General features: G+C 41.6%; 18 protein-coding genes. 17 read left to right on the forward strand and 1 reads right to left on the reverse strand.

What is annotated here, in order from left to right; translation table 11 throughout:
* Positions 1–536: IS110 family transposase (locus tag JOC28_RS02145; RefSeq protein ID WP_205009001.1), on the reverse strand; the 536-nt coding region annotated here is incomplete at its 3' end.
* A 910-nt stretch (positions 537–1,446) separates the two neighbouring features.
* Here JOC28_RS02145 and JOC28_RS02150 point away from each other — a divergent pair.
* From JOC28_RS02150 to whiA, 17 genes are all read left to right on the forward strand, one after another.
* Positions 1,447–1,647, forward strand: coding sequence for a F0F1 ATP synthase subunit C (locus tag JOC28_RS02150; RefSeq protein WP_205009002.1), 201 nt, complete (start codon positions 1,447–1,449; stop codon positions 1,645–1,647).
* A 38-nt stretch (positions 1,648–1,685) separates the two neighbouring features.
* The gene (gene atpB, locus JOC28_RS02155; protein ID WP_205009003.1) at positions 1,686–2,399 is read left to right on the forward strand and encodes a F0F1 ATP synthase subunit A; all 714 of its coding nucleotides are present in this window, start codon (positions 1,686–1,688) and stop codon (positions 2,397–2,399) included.
* An 18-nt stretch (positions 2,400–2,417) separates the two neighbouring features.
* Positions 2,418–2,915, forward strand: a complete 498-nt coding sequence (gene atpF / locus JOC28_RS02160) for a F0F1 ATP synthase subunit B (RefSeq protein ID WP_205009004.1) — start codon at positions 2,418–2,420, stop codon at positions 2,913–2,915.
* Complete coding sequence (locus tag JOC28_RS02165; protein ID WP_205009005.1) at positions 2,915–3,451, forward strand: F0F1 ATP synthase subunit delta; 537 nt, start codon at positions 2,915–2,917, stop codon at positions 3,449–3,451. The genes atpF and JOC28_RS02165 overlap by 1 nt, the downstream gene beginning before the upstream one ends.
* A gap of 15 nt (positions 3,452–3,466) precedes the next feature.
* Complete coding sequence (gene atpA / locus JOC28_RS02170) at positions 3,467–4,972, forward strand: F0F1 ATP synthase subunit alpha (RefSeq protein ID WP_205009006.1); 1,506 nt, start codon at positions 3,467–3,469, stop codon at positions 4,970–4,972.
* Between the two features lie 14 nt (positions 4,973–4,986).
* Positions 4,987–5,865, forward strand: coding sequence for a F0F1 ATP synthase subunit gamma (locus JOC28_RS02175; RefSeq protein WP_205009007.1), 879 nt, complete (start codon positions 4,987–4,989; stop codon positions 5,863–5,865).
* Between the two features lie 309 nt (positions 5,866–6,174).
* On the forward strand, positions 6,175–7,581 hold the full coding sequence (gene atpD, locus JOC28_RS02180; RefSeq protein ID WP_205009008.1) for a F0F1 ATP synthase subunit beta: 1,407 nt from the start codon (positions 6,175–6,177) through the stop codon (positions 7,579–7,581).
* Between the two features lie 12 nt (positions 7,582–7,593).
* Positions 7,594–8,013: a F0F1 ATP synthase subunit epsilon gene (locus JOC28_RS02185; protein ID WP_205009009.1), complete on the forward strand. Its 420-nt coding sequence runs from the start codon at positions 7,594–7,596 to the stop codon at positions 8,011–8,013.
* 92 nt (positions 8,014–8,105) lie between these two features.
* Positions 8,106–8,342 carry a DUF1146 family protein gene (locus JOC28_RS02190; RefSeq protein WP_205009010.1) on the forward strand — a complete coding sequence of 79 codons (237 nt, stop codon included), beginning with the start codon at positions 8,106–8,108 and terminating at the stop codon, positions 8,340–8,342.
* 120 nt (positions 8,343–8,462) lie between these two features.
* Positions 8,463–9,734, forward strand: coding sequence for a UDP-N-acetylglucosamine 1-carboxyvinyltransferase (gene murA, locus JOC28_RS02195; RefSeq protein ID WP_205009011.1), 1,272 nt, complete (start codon positions 8,463–8,465; stop codon positions 9,732–9,734).
* A 1-nt stretch (position 9,735) separates the two neighbouring features.
* Positions 9,736–9,924, forward strand: coding sequence for a DNA-directed RNA polymerase subunit beta (locus tag JOC28_RS02200; RefSeq protein WP_205009012.1), 189 nt, complete (start codon positions 9,736–9,738; stop codon positions 9,922–9,924).
* A 106-nt stretch (positions 9,925–10,030) separates the two neighbouring features.
* Positions 10,031–10,915 carry a DNA/RNA non-specific endonuclease gene (locus JOC28_RS02205; RefSeq protein ID WP_205009013.1) on the forward strand — a complete coding sequence of 295 codons (885 nt, stop codon included), beginning with the start codon at positions 10,031–10,033 and terminating at the stop codon, positions 10,913–10,915.
* A 434-nt stretch (positions 10,916–11,349) separates the two neighbouring features.
* Positions 11,350–11,730, forward strand: a complete 381-nt coding sequence (locus JOC28_RS02210; RefSeq protein WP_205009014.1) for a RidA family protein — start codon at positions 11,350–11,352, stop codon at positions 11,728–11,730.
* Between the two features lie 122 nt (positions 11,731–11,852).
* Positions 11,853–12,587 (forward strand): DUF1003 domain-containing protein, encoded by a 735-nt coding sequence (locus JOC28_RS02215; protein WP_205009060.1) that lies wholly within the window; start codon positions 11,853–11,855, stop codon positions 12,585–12,587.
* Positions 12,584–13,474: an RNase adapter RapZ gene (gene rapZ, locus JOC28_RS02220; protein WP_205009015.1), complete on the forward strand. Its 891-nt coding sequence runs from the start codon at positions 12,584–12,586 to the stop codon at positions 13,472–13,474. The genes JOC28_RS02215 and rapZ overlap by 4 nt, the downstream gene beginning before the upstream one ends.
* Complete coding sequence (locus JOC28_RS02225; RefSeq protein WP_205009016.1) at positions 13,471–14,448, forward strand: gluconeogenesis factor YvcK family protein; 978 nt, start codon at positions 13,471–13,473, stop codon at positions 14,446–14,448. The genes rapZ and JOC28_RS02225 overlap by 4 nt, the downstream gene beginning before the upstream one ends.
* Positions 14,445–15,356, forward strand: a complete 912-nt coding sequence (gene whiA / locus JOC28_RS02230) for a DNA-binding protein WhiA (RefSeq protein ID WP_205009017.1) — start codon at positions 14,445–14,447, stop codon at positions 15,354–15,356. Before JOC28_RS02225 ends, whiA begins: the two co-directional genes overlap by 4 nt.
* The last annotated feature ends 4 nt before the right edge of the window (positions 15,357–15,360 follow it).

The raw sequence follows: 15,360 nt of genomic DNA on the forward strand, positions 1-15,360 counted from the left end.
TCCTTGCGTGGAAAGGTCATGACGAGATTCCAGTATTGCTCACCTTGTGATGCTAGAAGGTTTTCTAATTCAGGAAAAGTAACTTGTAAGACCTTATGGAGACGATTCTTAGTCCGAACAATATCCTCTGTCAGATTTTGATAGAAGCGACTTAAATCACGTAGATTTTGATAGACTTCTTTCTGCACATAAGTCGGTTTGCGATTAAGCACAAACTGAGACTGCGCCAACTTCTCAGCATCAATTTTGTCCGTTTTACGGACACGCAGGCTGTCCAGTTGCTTCTTAGCTTCCAGAGGATTTAGACGTGTATAAGCGTAGCCATTATTCTCAAGAAATGCTTGGAGACGGCGAGAATAGACGCCTGTTGCTTCGAAGACAATCTCAGGATTATGGACAGTTTTCAAGTCATCCAACAGACGATTGAAGCCGATAGAATCATTGGTCATGGTATAGCCATGAACTTTCTCTCCATTAACCCAAATAGCCACTTCTGAACTTGCCTTACTGACATCAATTGCAAATACTGCTCGCATAATATTACCTCTTTCGTCTTGAATGATACCTTCTTTTAGCGATTTCATTTTCAATACACGACGTCTTGCGTCCCACATACTTTGATAAAATTCTAACTAAAACAGGTGCCTTGCCAGTTTTTGTAACGACGTCCAGCGTCAAATAAAAGCACGACTTAACAAGACACCTCTACTTTAACACAAAGAAAAAGTAGTGAGTACTCTCTCCTGTCGGAGATTTCCTCACTACTAATCTTAGTATGTTTTTGTAGTCTGATGTACAAGACGCAGGTGTTGGGAGCCTTTCTTACTGGCTTTGCCAGCTTAGAAAGTCCCCTGCACAGTTCATTAGGTGGTTTAGCACCAATGAACCACTGCTGAGTGGAGAGGATGAAAGCTCCGCTTTCTCTATTTCCCACCTCAAACAGTCCTGTGGACTGTTTGAGCATCAATAAACCACTCTTACAGCCCTAACGAATGACGCAAACTTTGTTTGCTTCATTTCCAACTTCCAACAGTTCACTGAACTGTTGGAACTGTGCGGAGGTGGGTTGAAAAAGTCCAGTGGACTTTTTCAAGTGGGAGATAAAGCTTACGTAGTAAGTGTCAAAAACAGTCTGGGGATAGACTGTTTCAGGTCAGCAACTTAAAAGAAAGACTTGCTGACAAAATCGAATTCCTTTGGAATTACCGATTTTTGTCCCACTCTCTTTTTTGTAATTTTCTGAGAGTTGGACTTTCGTGATAAGAAGGTAGTGAAAAAACGAACTTTTCTTCATATTTAAAAGACAATGAAAACAAGGTTTCATCAAAGGTCAAAATAGGTTTAAGAATGGGTTAAGAAAACGGAAACAATTGGGATTTTTCGTTGACTTTCCTAGAAAATAGGACTAAAATAACTTAGTAAAAAATTTTTTAAGGAGAATTCATTATGAATTTAGCTATTTTGGCTCTTGGTATCGCCGTTATGGGTGTATCTATTGGTGAGGGTATCCTCGTTGCAAACATTGCAAAATCAGTTGCACGTCAACCTGAATTGTACAGCAAGCTACAAACCTTGATGTTTACAGGTGTTGCCTTTATCGAAGGTACTTTCTTCGTTCTCTTCGCTTTCACCTTCCTCGTTAAATAAGGGATTAGCAACTCTATCCAAATTTAAGGAGGGATATTATGGAAACCACTGAAAATTTTACGGTTCAGTTTTTAGGAATCGAATTTGATGTGACCATTCTATTGATGTCTCTAATTACGGTTTTATGTGCCTTTGCTTTTATCTATTTTTCAAGTCGAAAAATGAGCATGAAACCGAAAGGAAAACAAAATCTGCTTGAATTTCTCTATGAATTTGTCCAAGGAGCTATTAGTCAGAACCTTGGTGAATACACAAAGAATTACAGCTTGTTTTTCTTCACCCTCTTTTTCTTTGTTTTCTTTGCAAATACACTAGGCTTGTTAACCAAACTTGAATTGGGAGGCTACAACTGGTGGACATCGCCTACATCAAACTTTATGATTGATTTTGGCTTGTCTCTAATAGTTGCCCTTGTTGTTCATGTGGAAGGTATCCGCAAGCGTGGTCTCAAGGCTTACTTGAAGAGTTATCTAGGTGAGATGCCAGTCATGATGCCTATGAATATCTTGGAACAAATCACCAACGTTTTATCACTAGCACTTCGTTTGTTTGGTAATATCTACTCAGGTGAAATTGTGATGTCCTTGGTTCTTCAACTTGCATCAATTAGCATCTTCCTAGCTCCTGTATCAATGGGAATTAACCTTATCTGGACTGCATTCTCAATGTTTATCGGAGGTATTCAAGCCTACGTGTTTATCATTCTTTCTTCAAAATATGTTGGAGAAAAGATTTTAGATGAGGAAGAGTAATTAGAGAGGAGAGATATAGTGGACTTACTGATAAATGCAACCAGTCTTGGTAATCTGATTATTGTTTCTGGTTCAGTGATTCTTTTGTTTGTTCTTATCCGTATCTTTGCTTGGGATAAGATTACAGGTATTTTTGAAGCCCGTGAACAAAAGATTGCTGACGAGATTGACGGTGCTGAAAGCGCTCGTCAAAAAGCAGAAGCCTTGGCTAGCAAACGTGAAACTGAACTTGCAGGAGCACGCAATGAAGCTAGTCAAATGATTGAAGATGCCAAAGCGACTGGTAAAGTTCAAGAAACAAAAATTATTGCGGAAGCTCATGAAGAAGCTAGCCGTCTTAAAGAAAAAGCCAATCAAGAAATTGCCTTGAGCAAGTCAGAAGCTCTTTCAAGCGTGAAAGGTGAAGTCGCTGATTTGACAATCCTCTTGGCAGAAAAAATGATTGCAAAAAACCTTGATCAAGCTGCGCAAAGCGACTTGATTGATAGCTATCTTGATAAATTGGGAGATGCTTAATGGATAAAAAAACACTTGCTCTCATTGAGCAATATGCTAAAAGTTTAGCAGAAGTTGCTGTTGAAAAGGATGCAGTGTCTGATATCTATGAGGAAATCTCTCAATTACTAGCGATTTTTAAAGAAACAAATCTGACAGCTTTTCTCAGCCAGGATGCCTATGCAACTGCTGATCAGCTAGCACTTGTTAGGTTGCTTCAAGAGTCTTGTTCAGCTTATTTGAAGAATTTTCTTGAGGTAATTTTACAAAATGAACGTCAGGCGTTGCTTGAAGCCATTCTTGTGGATGTTCAAGAACGTTTGAATCAAGTTACTGGTAGCTACAAAGTCCATGTGACAACTGCAGTACCATTGACAGCTAGCCAAAAAGAGCGTATTTCAGATCTTGTTTTACAGAAATTCGCTGTTAAGACACGCGAATTGGTTGAAGAGGTTGATGAGTCTATTCTAGGTGGTTTTGTCATTAAAACTCAGAATAAAATTATCGACACAAGCATTAAAACGCAATTACAACAATTGAAAATGAATTTGAAATAGAAAGTGGTGTGACTTTTGGCAATTAACGCACAAGAAATTAGCGCTTTAATTAAAAAGCAAATTGAAAACTTCCAGCCAAATTTTGACGTCACAGAAACTGGTGTAGTTACTTACATCGGTGATGGTATCGCCCGTGCCCGTGGTCTTGATAATGCCATGAGCGGTGAGCTTCTCGAATTTTCAAATGGTGCCTACGGTATGGCTCAAAACTTGGAGTCAAATGATGTAGGTATCATTATCCTTGGGGAATTTGACACAATTCGTGAAGGTGATGTCGTAAAACGTACTGGTAAAATCATGGAAGTACCAGTTGGTGAAGCCTTGATTGGTCGTGTGGTAAACCCACTTGGTCAACCTGTTGATGGACTTGGAGATATCGCAACAAGTTTGACTCGTCCAGTTGAAACACCTGCGCCAGGTGTTATGCAACGTAAGTCTGTTTCAGAACCGCTTCAAACTGGTCTTAAAGCCATCGATGCCTTGGTTCCAATCGGACGTGGTCAACGTGAATTGATTATCGGTGACCGTCAAACTGGTAAAACTTCAGTTGCTATCGATGCCATCTTGAACCAAAAAGGTCAAGATATGATCTGTATCTATGTTGCTATCGGTCAGAAAGAATCTACTGTCCGTACACAGGTTGAAACTCTTCGTAAATATGGAGCTCTTGATTACACTATCGTTGTGACCGCCTCAGCATCACAACCATCTCCATTGCTCTATATCGCACCTTATGCTGGTGTTGCTATGGCAGAAGAGTTCATGTACAATGGCAAACACGTTTTGATTGTCTATGATGATTTGTCAAAACAAGCGGTAGCCTACCGTGAATTGTCATTGCTCCTTCGTCGTCCTCCAGGTCGTGAAGCCTACCCAGGTGATGTTTTCTACCTTCACTCACGTCTCTTGGAACGTTCTGCTAAGGTTTCTGATGCCCTTGGTGGTGGCTCAATCACAGCTCTGCCATTTATCGAAACACAAGCAGGAGATATCTCAGCCTATATCGCTACAAACGTGATCTCAATCACAGATGGACAAATCTTCTTGCAAGAAAACCTCTTCAACTCTGGTATTCGTCCAGCCATCGATGCGGGTTCATCAGTATCACGTGTTGGTGGTTCTGCCCAAATCAAGGCTATGAAGAAGGTTGCAGGTACTTTGCGTCTTGACCTTGCGTCATATCGTGAACTTGAAGCCTTTACGCAATTCGGTTCTGACTTGGATGCTGCGACTCAAGCAAAATTGAACCGTGGTCGTCGTACAGTTGAAGTGCTTAAACAACCACTTCACAAACCACTTCCTGTTGAAAAACAAGTTGTGATCTTGTACGCTTTGACTCATGGTTTCCTTGACAGTGTTCCTGTAGAAGATATTTTGGCATTCGAAGAAGCCTTGTATGATTACTTTGATGCGCAACACGCAGAGATTTTTGAAACAATCCGTACAAGCAAAGATCTTCCTGAAGAATCAGTGCTAGACGCTGCCATTCAAGAATTTAAAGATCAATCACAATTTAACTAAGAGGAGGGTGTGATATGGCAGGCTCTCTTAGTGAAATTAAAGCCAAAATTGCGTCAACGAAGAAAACAAGTCAAATCACTGGTGCCATGCAAATGGTATCAGCTGCAAAATTGACTAAGTCTGAACAGTCAGCAAGAGATTTCCAAATCTATGCTTCTAAGATTCGTCAGGTCACAACGGACTTGCTTAAGTCTGAATTGACTTCTGGCTCATCAAATCCTATGTTGGTTTCACGTCCTGTTAAGAAAACAGGTTACATTGTCATCACATCAGACAAGGGATTGGTTGGAGGTTATAACTCAACTATCCTTAAATCTGTTATGGATTTGATTCACGAATATCACCCAAATGGAAATGATTTTGAAATTATTTCTATCGGTGGTATGGGTTCAGATTTCTTCAAGGCACGTGGAATTGATGTCGCTTTTGAATTGCGTGGTTTGGATGATCACCCAAGTTTTGAACAGGTTGGTAAGATCATTTCTAAAGCGGTTGACATGTATCAAAATGAAATTTTTGATGAATTGTATGTTTGTTACAATCACCATGTCAATAGCTTGACCAGTCAAGTTCGTGTGCAACAAATGTTGCCAATTACTGAGCTTGATGCTGCAGAAGCGACAGAAGAAGGAGTGACAGGATTTGAGCTGGAACCAAACCGTGAAACAATCCTTGAACAACTTCTTCCACAATACACAGAAAGCTTGATTTATGGGGCGATTATTGATGCCAAGACTGCAGAACATGCTGCTGGTATGAGTGCCATGCAGACTGCCACTGATAACGCTAAAAATGTTATCAATGACTTGACTATTCAATATAACCGTGCCCGTCAGGCAGCTATTACGCAAGAAATTACAGAAATCGTAGCAGGTGCATCAGCACTTGACTAGAGATAAAGCGTAGTAGAGAAAGTATTTTCTCTGCTAACGGCTTTTGTATCTTACAAAAATGAACACGGGACTAATTCCCTAGTGAAAAAGATAAAACTCCTAGTACGCAAGCGTACGATGTCGTTTTCCTATTTTCATACGGAAATTTTCGGTAAACCGAATCGTCCCTTTGTATCTTATAAAAATGAACACAGCCTACGAGCTGTGCAAAAAAGATAGTTTTCACTAGAGTCTAATGACTCTGCGTTCAAACTCCTATTTTTGCCTTGCTCGTTTAACGGCTTTTGTATCTTATAAAAGGAGAAAAACATGAGCTCAGGCAAGATTGCTCAGGTTGTAGGTCCTGTTGTCGATGTGCGATTCGAAACAGGCGATCAGCTTCCTGAGATTAATAATGCCCTTGTTGTTTACAAAGACAAGGATAAAACTCAAAAAATCGTTTTGGAAGTAGCTCTTGAACTTGGTGATGGTCTTGTTCGTACAATCGCCATGGAATCTACAGATGGATTGACTCGTGGACTTGAAGTTCTTGATACAGGTCGTCCAATCTCAGTTCCAGTTGGTAAAGAGACTTTGGGACGTGTCTTCAACGTTCTTGGAGATGCCATTGACCTTGAAGAGCCTTTCGCAGACGATGCAGAGCGTGAACCTATCCACAAAAAAGCACCAAGCTTTGATGAATTGTCAACATCAACTGAGATCCTTGAAACAGGTATCAAGGTTATCGACCTTCTAGCACCTTATCTTAAAGGTGGTAAGGTTGGACTTTTCGGTGGTGCCGGGGTTGGTAAAACCGTTCTTATCCAAGAATTGATCCACAACATTGCCCAAGAACACGGTGGTATCTCTGTGTTTACAGGGGTTGGGGAACGTACTCGTGAAGGTAACGACCTTTACTGGGAAATGAAAGAATCAGGCGTTATCGAAAAAACAGCCATGGTATTCGGTCAGATGAATGAGCCACCTGGAGCACGTATGCGTGTTGCCCTTACTGGTTTGACAATTGCTGAGTACTTCCGTGATGTTGAAGGACAGGACGTTCTTCTCTTCATCGATAACATCTTCCGTTTCACACAAGCAGGTTCAGAGGTTTCAGCCCTTCTAGGTCGTATGCCATCTGCCGTTGGTTACCAACCAACACTTGCTACTGAAATGGGTCAATTGCAAGAACGTATTACATCAACTAAAAAAGGTTCTGTTACCTCAATCCAAGCCATCTACGTGCCAGCCGATGACTATACTGACCCAGCGCCAGCAACAGCATTTGCTCACTTGGATTCAACAACCAACCTTGAGCGTAAATTGACTCAAATGGGTATCTACCCAGCGGTTGACCCATTGGCATCAAGCTCACGTGCCCTTTCACCTGAAATTGTTGGTGAAGAGCACTATGCTGTTGCGACTGAGGTTCAACGTGTTCTTCAACGTTACCGTGAATTGCAAGATATCATTGCTATCCTTGGTATGGATGAATTGTCAGATGAAGAGAAAACATTGGTTGGACGTGCTCGTCGTATCCAATTCTTCCTCTCACAAAACTTCAACGTTGCTGAGCAATTTACAGGACTTCCTGGATCATACGTTCCAGTTGCCGAAACTGTTCGTGGCTTTAAAGAAATTCTTGAAGGAAAATACGATCATCTTCCAGAAGATGCCTTCCGTAGTGTAGGTCCTATCGAAGATGTTGTTGAAAAAGCTAAAAACCTTGGCTACTAATGAGGTGAAGATATGGCAGAAATGACTGTACAAATCGTAACACCTGATGGTATTAAATACGACCACCGTGCTAAGTATATCTTAGCAGGGACAAAAGACGGTGAAATTGGTATCTTGCCAGGTCATGTCAACATTATCGCAGCCCTCGAAGTGCATGAGATGAAGATTCGTCGTATCGATGATGACAATCACGTGGACTGGGTTGCGGTCAACGGTGGTATTATCGAAGTGAAAAATGACCACGTCACAATCGTTGCAGACTCTGCAGAACGTGAACGTGACATTGATGTCAGTCGTGCAGAACGTGCCAAGTTGCGTGCAGAACGTGAACTTGAAGAAGCGCAGCAAGCCGCTGATAATATCGACCAAGTGCGTCGCGCACAGGTTGCTCTTCAACGTGCCATTAACCGTATCAACGTCGGTTCAAAATAAGATAGAGAGTTTGAGATTATATCTCAGGCTCTTTTGTTTTGCTTTCGTGATTTCGATTAGGAGATCATATCAATTTTTGATATAATGGAGGCATGGAAATCATTACAAATCTCGTGACTCTCACCAGTCACGCCATTTTTATTTTAATTGCTTATCAGCTCTTGAGCCAGCTCTTCGATTGGTCTAAACTGATTAAGAATAGTTTGGAAAATAGCTCGCGCTTAAATCTATTGCTGATTTTCTTCAGCATTGCACTCGGTTATATGGTCAGCTCATTTTTAATCTCAGTTATTCAAATGAGTCAAGAAATTTTTAGAGCTATGCAGTAGTTTGTCTCGAAAAGTGATATTTGAAATAGTATCTTGGAATGCCTCGAGCTATTCAATTCACTCTATTTTAGACAAAGTATGATATAATCTTATTACTTATGTAAGTTCAAAGGAGTTGAAATGGATAAAATTATTATCAATGGTGGAAAAACACAACTTAAGGGTGAAGTTGTTATCGAAGGAGCTAAGAATGCTGTCCTTCCTCTTTTAGCAGCAACAATCCTTCCAGAAGAAGGCGTGACAAAATTGACAAATGTCCCAATTCTTTCAGACGTGTTTACCATGAATAATGTTGTCGGTGGTCTTGATATCAAGGTTGATTTTGATCAAGAGCAGAATACTGTCATCGTTGATGCTCAAGGACAAATTCTTGACGAAGCGCCATATGAGTATGTCAGCAAGATGCGTGCTTCAATCGTTGTACTTGGTCCTATCCTCGCTCGTAATGGCCACGCTAAGGTGTCTATGCCTGGTGGTTGTACAATCGGTAGCCGTCCGATTGACCTTCACCTTAAAGGTTTGGAGGCAATGGGTGCCCAAATTACTCAAATCGGTGGTGACATCACTGCGACAGCAGAAAAGCTCAAAGGGACAACAATCTATATGGACTTCCCATCAGTTGGAGCGACTCAAAACTTGATGATGGCGGCGACCCTTGCTGAGGGTGTGACGACTATTGAAAATGCTGCGCGTGAACCTGAGATTGTGGACTTGGCTCTGCTTTTGAACAAGATGGGAGCAGATGTCAAGGGTGCTGGTACTGAAACATTGACGATCACTGGAGTTGACAAACTTCATGGTGCTGAGCATGCTGTTGTTCAAGACCGTATCGAAGCAGGTACTTTTATGGTAGCTGCGGCCATGACTTCAGGTGATGTTTTGATTAAGGACGCTGTCTGGGAACACAATCGTCCATTGATTTCAAAATTGATGGAAATGGGAGTAGAGGTGACAGATGAAACTGCTGGTATTCGAGTTAAGGCAGATACAAGTAAGCTCAAACCAGTAACTGTTAAGACGCTTCCTCACCCAGGTTTCCCAACAGATATGCAGGCGCAGTTTACAGCATTGATGGCTGTTGTCAAAGGTGAATCAACTATGATTGAAACAGTCTTTGAAAATCGCTTCCAACATCTTGAAGAAATGCGCCGTATGGGACTTCACTCAGAAATCCTTCGTGATACAGCCATGATTCATGGTGGTAGTGATCTCCAAGGTGCACCTGTTATGTCAACTGACTTGCGTGCTAGCGCAGCCCTTATCTTAACTGGTATGGTTGCAAATGGGACAACAACTGTTGGCAAACTCACTCACTTGGATCGTGGTTACTACAAATTCCACGAGAAATTAGCAGCTCTTGGAGCTGACATTGAACGCGTGTCAGGAGAATAATATGACTCACGGCTGGAAATATGTCTTGAGACAGTACCTTTTCATTCTGTTAGTCCTCTTACTCTGTCTCGTTTTTTTGGCAATTGGACTAATGATTGGCTATTCAGTTATCGGTGATGGAGGCAACCCTTTGTCTATCCTCTCACCAGCAAAATGGGTATCCTTAATCAACAAATTTACAGGCAACTAGCTAATGGGATGATTTCTGCTGGAAATAGCGGAGCAATTATCCTAATAAATAAAAGACGAGGTTGGGAGAATCTTCCCCAGCCTCTTTTGATGAAAGAGAAAAATTTATGGCAAAGAGAAAAAAATCAAGTAAATCAAGCAAGTCGCTGATTTCGCTTCTAGTAGCTCTTGCTCTGATGGGCTTAGGCTATATTGCAACTAGCGACAGCATTTCCAATGATAATCCAATCAAATCAGTTGCAAGTCTGGTTACTGGAAAATCGACTTCTACGAGCACAAGTGTGACTTCAAATGGTTCCTCTGCTAGCGATGATGCACCGACGGAAAGTCTGGCTCAGACAGTCCTTACCTCAAGTGTGAAATCTCAGCTGGGTTCTTCAATCGAGTGGAATGGCGCAGGTGCTTACATTATCAACAATAATAAGACGGATCTGAATGCCAAGGTATCAAGTAGCCCTTATGTGGACAATAAGACCAAGACAGTTCAGGGTGAAACTGTTCCAACTGTGGCAAATGCTTTACTTTCAAAGGCGACACGTCAGTACAAGAGTCGTGAGGAGACTGGAAATGGTTCGACGTCATGGACACCTGCAGGTTGGCATCAGGTTCAAAATTTGTCTGGATCTTACAGTCATGCGGTTGACCGTGGGCATTTGATTGCCTATGCCTTGGCAGGTAGCTTGAAAGGCTTTGATGCCTCAACAAGCAATGAAAAAAATATTGCTACCCAAACTGCCTGGTCTAACGAAGCTAACAGTTCAGACTCAACAGGACAGAATTACTATGAAACGCAGGTCAGAAAAGCTCTAGATAAGAATAAGCGTGTCCGTTATCGTGTGACTCTTATCTACGAAGGAGATAATCTCATCGCAAGCGGTAGCCATATTGAGGCCAAATCTTCAGATGGTAGCCTAGAATTCAATGTCTTTATTCCAAATGTCCAATCTGGTATTACTTTGGATTACTATTCTGGTCAGGTCACTGTCAATTAGAGGATGAGAACTGGTTTTTCCAGTTCTTTTTTATTACAAACCATTCTCGTTGTTGTTCAACCCAAGTCTGACAAGGGATTACCAACCATTGAAAATAAAATCGCTACGGTGAAATAAGGATTTTACCGTATATGCATGGGAGTTTTATTTAGAAGCGTCAGCTATGGGCGAGCAAAGCGAGCCTCCTCTGTTGCTTTTCGCCGTAGTGAAAGTGCTAGAACCGAAAGGTTCTAGCACCAGGGGTTAGCGAGATCTTGAGCTCGTTAAGAAGGAATGGAACTCCGTAGGAGATCGCTTCCGCCCCGCACTACTTAAGAAAAGCAACAAAAAAATCAGAAAAATCCAACAACGGGAATGGTTCCTTGCAGAAAACATTTTCAATTTTCAGAATAATTTGCTATAATGGGCTTACGAAATCTAAAGGAGTTACAATCATGGCAAAAACTATTCACACTGATAAGGCGCCAGCAGCAATCGGCCCATACGTTCAAGGGAAAATCGTTGGAAATCTGCTCTTTGCTTCAGGTCAAGTTCCACTTTCTCCTGAAACAGGTGAAATCATCGGTGAAACAATTCAAGAACAGACAGAACAAGTCTTGAAAAATATCTCTGCTATCTTGGCAGAAGCAGGAACTGATTTTGACCATGTTGTCAAAACAACTTGCTTCCTCAGCGATATGAACGACTTTGTTCCATTTAACGAAGTTTATGCGACAGCTTTCACATCAGACTTCCCAGCACGTTCTGCAGTTGAAGTGGCACGCTTGCCAAAAGATGTCAAAGTTGAAATCGAAGTTATCGCAGAAATCAACTAAGCATAGAGACTAGGTTAATTTCCTAGTCTTTTTGTCTCCTTAATAGGCGGGTCGAGTCCTATCTTTAGACCGTCTTGTGTTATAATATAGACTAGAAAGAAGGACATGATTTGACTAAAAAAATGATTAAAGATGCCATTGATGGCCGTGAATACTTGCTGACTGATGGGAATTTCTTATCGGAATTGGATGGAGAATTGCAGCAGCTTATTTTAAAGGATTATCCTGATTTGCAAGAGACTGATTTTATTTCGAGTGCTAATCTTGCGACCTATCGTCTAGCCTTTTTAAACGGTGTTATCGATAAGGCTAATCGTAAGAATGATTACATCAAGGATCTGGTCTATAATGTGACTAAGAATCAGGATTTTCGTGCTCAGAATATCCAAGAACAGTTGGATAGTAAGACGACTTTTGGACAGCGTGTAGCTGATATGGTGGCACGATTTGGTGGATCTTGGACTTTCATCATCTCCTTTATCATTTTTATGATTGTTTGGATGGCGGTCAATGTGATTAAACCCTTTGGAATCGCCTTTGATGAGTACCCTTTCATCCTGCTCAATTTGGCCCTATCTACCATAGCAGCGATTCAGGCACCTTTGATTATGATGAGTCAAAACCGAGCTTCAGATTATGATCGTCTACAGGCTAAGAATGACTATCAGGTTAACCGTTTGTCTGAGGAGGAAATTCGCCTCCTTCACACTAAAATCGATCACTTGGTCCAACAAGATCAGTCAGATTTATTGGAAATTCAAAAACTACAAACAGAAATTCTTCTCTCCTTGAGCAGACAAGTCTCAAGTCTGGAAGAAAATCTTAAACAAGAAGAAAAGGAGTCAAGTCAGGAATGATTACAGAAAAAATAGATTTAGTTATTGTAACAGGAATGAGCGGTGCTGGTAAGACAGTAGCCATCCAGTCTTTTGAAGATTTAGGTTATTTCACAATTGATAATATGCCACCGACCCTAGTTCCAAAATTCCTAGAGTTGGTTGAACAGGCTAATGATAATAAAAAAGTTGCCCTTGTTGTCGATATGCGCAGCCGTCTTTTCTTCAATGAGATCAATTCAATTTTGGACAAACTTGAAAGCAATGACAAAATCAACTTCAAGATTCTTTTTTTGGATGCGACGGATGGCGAGCTCGTTTCACGTTATAAAGAAACTCGTCGTAGTCACCCTTTGGCGGCAGATGGTCGTGTGCTTGATGGTATCAAGTTGGAGCGAGAACTCTTATCTCCTCTTAAGAGTTTGAGTCAAAATGTGGTTGACACTACAGAGTTGACGCCACGTCAGTTGCGAAAAGAGATTTCAGAGAGCTTTTCTTCTGATAGTGACCAGGCATCCTTCCGTATCGAAGTTTTGAGCTTCGGTTTCAAATATGGTCTGCCTTTGGATGCGGATCTGGTTTTTGATGTGCGCTTTTTGCCAAATCCTTATTACAAGCCAGAATTGCGTGAGAAAACAGGTTTGGATTTTGAAGTTTCTGACTATGTGATGAACCATGAAGAGTCTGAAGATTTCTACCAACACCTTCTAGCCTTGATCAAGCCAATTTTGCCGGGCTACCAAAAGGAAGGGAAATCTGTTTTAACTATCGCAATCGGTTGTACAGGTGGTCAACATAGAAGCGTTGCCTTTGCCCACCGCCTAGCCCAAGAACTCAAGAACGACTGGCTAGTTAATGAAAGCCATCGTGATAAAGACAGACGTAAGGAAACGGTGAATCGCTCATGAGAAAGCCTAAAATAACTGTTATTGGTGGAGGGACTGGTATTCCTGTTATTTTAAAGAGCTTGCGTCGTGAAGATGTTGCCATCACGGCTGTCGTTACAGTCGCTGATGATGGAGGCTCATCTGGTGAGCTTCGCTCTGCTATGCAACTAACCCCACCAGGTGATCTGCGTAATGTTTTGGTTGCCATGAGTGATATGCCAAAGCTCTATGAGCAGGTCTTCCAGTATCGTTTTCAAGAAGGAGACGGAGCTTTAGCTGGTCATCCTCTGGGAAATCTGATTATTGCTGGTATGGCAGAGATGCAGGGGTCTACCTACAATGCTATGCAGCTTTTGACGAAATTCTTCCACGTTACAGGTAAGATTTATCCAGCAAGTGAGAGTCCGCTGACTTTGCATGCTGTCTTTCAGGATGGTCATGAGGTGGTCGGTGAGAGCTCTATCGCTGGTTATGAAGGTATGATTGATCATGTTTATGTCACCAATACCTATAACGATGATAAGCCCAAGGCTAGCCGCAAGGTAGTTGATGCAATCCTAGAGAGTGACATGATTGTCTTAGGACCTGGTTCACTTTTTACCTCTATTCTGCCTAATCTGGTTATTCCAGAGATCAAACAGGCTCTGCTTGAAACCAAGGCTGAAGTTGCCTATGTTTGTAACATCATGACCCAGCACGGTGAGACTGAGCATTTCTCAGATGCTGATCATGTGGCGGTACTTAACCGTCATTTGGGGCAGGATGTGATTGACACGGTCTTGGTTAATATCGATCAGGTGCCACAGGAATATATGGAGAACAACAAGTTCGACGAGTATCTGGTTCAGGTAGATCATGATTTTGAGGGTTTACGTCGTGAATGCAAGCGCGTGATTTCTTCTAATTTCCTTCGTTTGGAAAAAGGCGGAGCTTTTCACCATGGCGACCTAGTGGTTGAGGAATTGATGAACCTAGTCAGGAGTAAGCGCCCATGAGTTTCACAACCAAGGTAAAAGAAGATATTCTCAATCAAGAGAGTCACAGTAAAAGTGAATTGTCCGCTATTATCAAGATGTCTGGAAGTCTTGGTTTGACAAGCGCAGGCTTGACCTTATCTATCACCAGTGAAAATGCCAAGATTGCTCGCCACATCTATGCTCTTTTAGAATCTATCTACGGTATCGATCCAGAAATCAAGTACCACCAAAAGACCAATCTTAAGAAAAATCGTGTTTACACCGTCTTTATTGAGGAAGAGGTTAATGATATTCTATCTGATTTGCAGTTGGCTGATTCTTTTTTTGGATTTGAAACTGGAATTGAGCCCAGCATTTTAGATAATGATGACAAGGGACGGGATTATTTGCGTGGTGCCTTTCTGTCGACTGGTACTGTCCGTAATCCCGAGTCTGGCAAGTATCAGCTGGAGATTTTTTCTGTCTATCAGGATCACGCTGTCGATTTGTCCAAACTCATGCAAAAATTCATGCTGGATGCCAAGGTGATTGAGCATAAGAATGGAGCTGTCACCTATCTTCAAAAGGCTGAGGATATCATGGATTTCCTTATTGTTATTGGAGCCATGGCGTCCAAGGAGGCTTTTGAAGAGGTCAAGGTTATGCGTGAGACTAGAAATGACATCAACCGTGCCAATAATGCGGAGACTGCTAACATTGCTCGTACCATCAATGCCAGTATGAAGACTATCAACAATATCATTAAAATCATGGATACAGAAGGTCTGGATATTCTGCCTGTTGAACTCAGACAGATTGCTCAGATTCGAGTGGCTCATCCAGATTATTCGATTCAGCAGATTGCTGACAGTCTTGAAACACCTCTAACCAAGAGCGGTGTCAACCATCGCCTCCGTAAAATCAATAAAATCGCAGATGACTTATAGAAAG

It is taken from the genome of Streptococcus loxodontisalivarius, from assembly GCF_016908645.1.
Classification (GTDB): Bacteria; Bacillota; Bacilli; order Lactobacillales; family Streptococcaceae; genus Streptococcus; species Streptococcus loxodontisalivarius.

Coding starts and splice junctions, on each gene's coding strand:
- JOC28_RS02200 (WP_205009012.1), top strand. CDS start 9,736: ATGACTCACGGCTGGAAATATGTCTTGAGACAGTACCTTTTCATTCTG.
- murA (WP_205009011.1), top strand. CDS start 8,463: ATGGATAAAATTATTATCAATGGTGGAAAAACACAACTTAAGGGTGAA.
- rapZ (WP_205009015.1), top strand. CDS start 12,584: ATGATTACAGAAAAAATAGATTTAGTTATTGTAACAGGAATGAGCGGT.
- atpB (WP_205009003.1), top strand. CDS start 1,686: ATGGAAACCACTGAAAATTTTACGGTTCAGTTTTTAGGAATCGAATTT.
- atpD (WP_205009008.1), top strand. CDS start 6,175: ATGAGCTCAGGCAAGATTGCTCAGGTTGTAGGTCCTGTTGTCGATGTG.
- JOC28_RS02175 (WP_205009007.1), top strand. CDS start 4,987: ATGGCAGGCTCTCTTAGTGAAATTAAAGCCAAAATTGCGTCAACGAAG.
- JOC28_RS02215 (WP_205009060.1), top strand. CDS start 11,853: ATGATTAAAGATGCCATTGATGGCCGTGAATACTTGCTGACTGATGGG.
- whiA (WP_205009017.1), top strand. CDS start 14,445: ATGAGTTTCACAACCAAGGTAAAAGAAGATATTCTCAATCAAGAGAGT.
- JOC28_RS02150 (WP_205009002.1), top strand. CDS start 1,447: ATGAATTTAGCTATTTTGGCTCTTGGTATCGCCGTTATGGGTGTATCT.
- JOC28_RS02225 (WP_205009016.1), top strand. CDS start 13,471: ATGAGAAAGCCTAAAATAACTGTTATTGGTGGAGGGACTGGTATTCCT.
- JOC28_RS02210 (WP_205009014.1), top strand. CDS start 11,350: ATGGCAAAAACTATTCACACTGATAAGGCGCCAGCAGCAATCGGCCCA.
- JOC28_RS02185 (WP_205009009.1), top strand. CDS start 7,594: ATGGCAGAAATGACTGTACAAATCGTAACACCTGATGGTATTAAATAC.
- JOC28_RS02205 (WP_205009013.1), top strand. CDS start 10,031: ATGGCAAAGAGAAAAAAATCAAGTAAATCAAGCAAGTCGCTGATTTCG.
- JOC28_RS02190 (WP_205009010.1), top strand. CDS start 8,106: ATGGAAATCATTACAAATCTCGTGACTCTCACCAGTCACGCCATTTTT.
- JOC28_RS02165 (WP_205009005.1), top strand. CDS start 2,915: ATGGATAAAAAAACACTTGCTCTCATTGAGCAATATGCTAAAAGTTTA.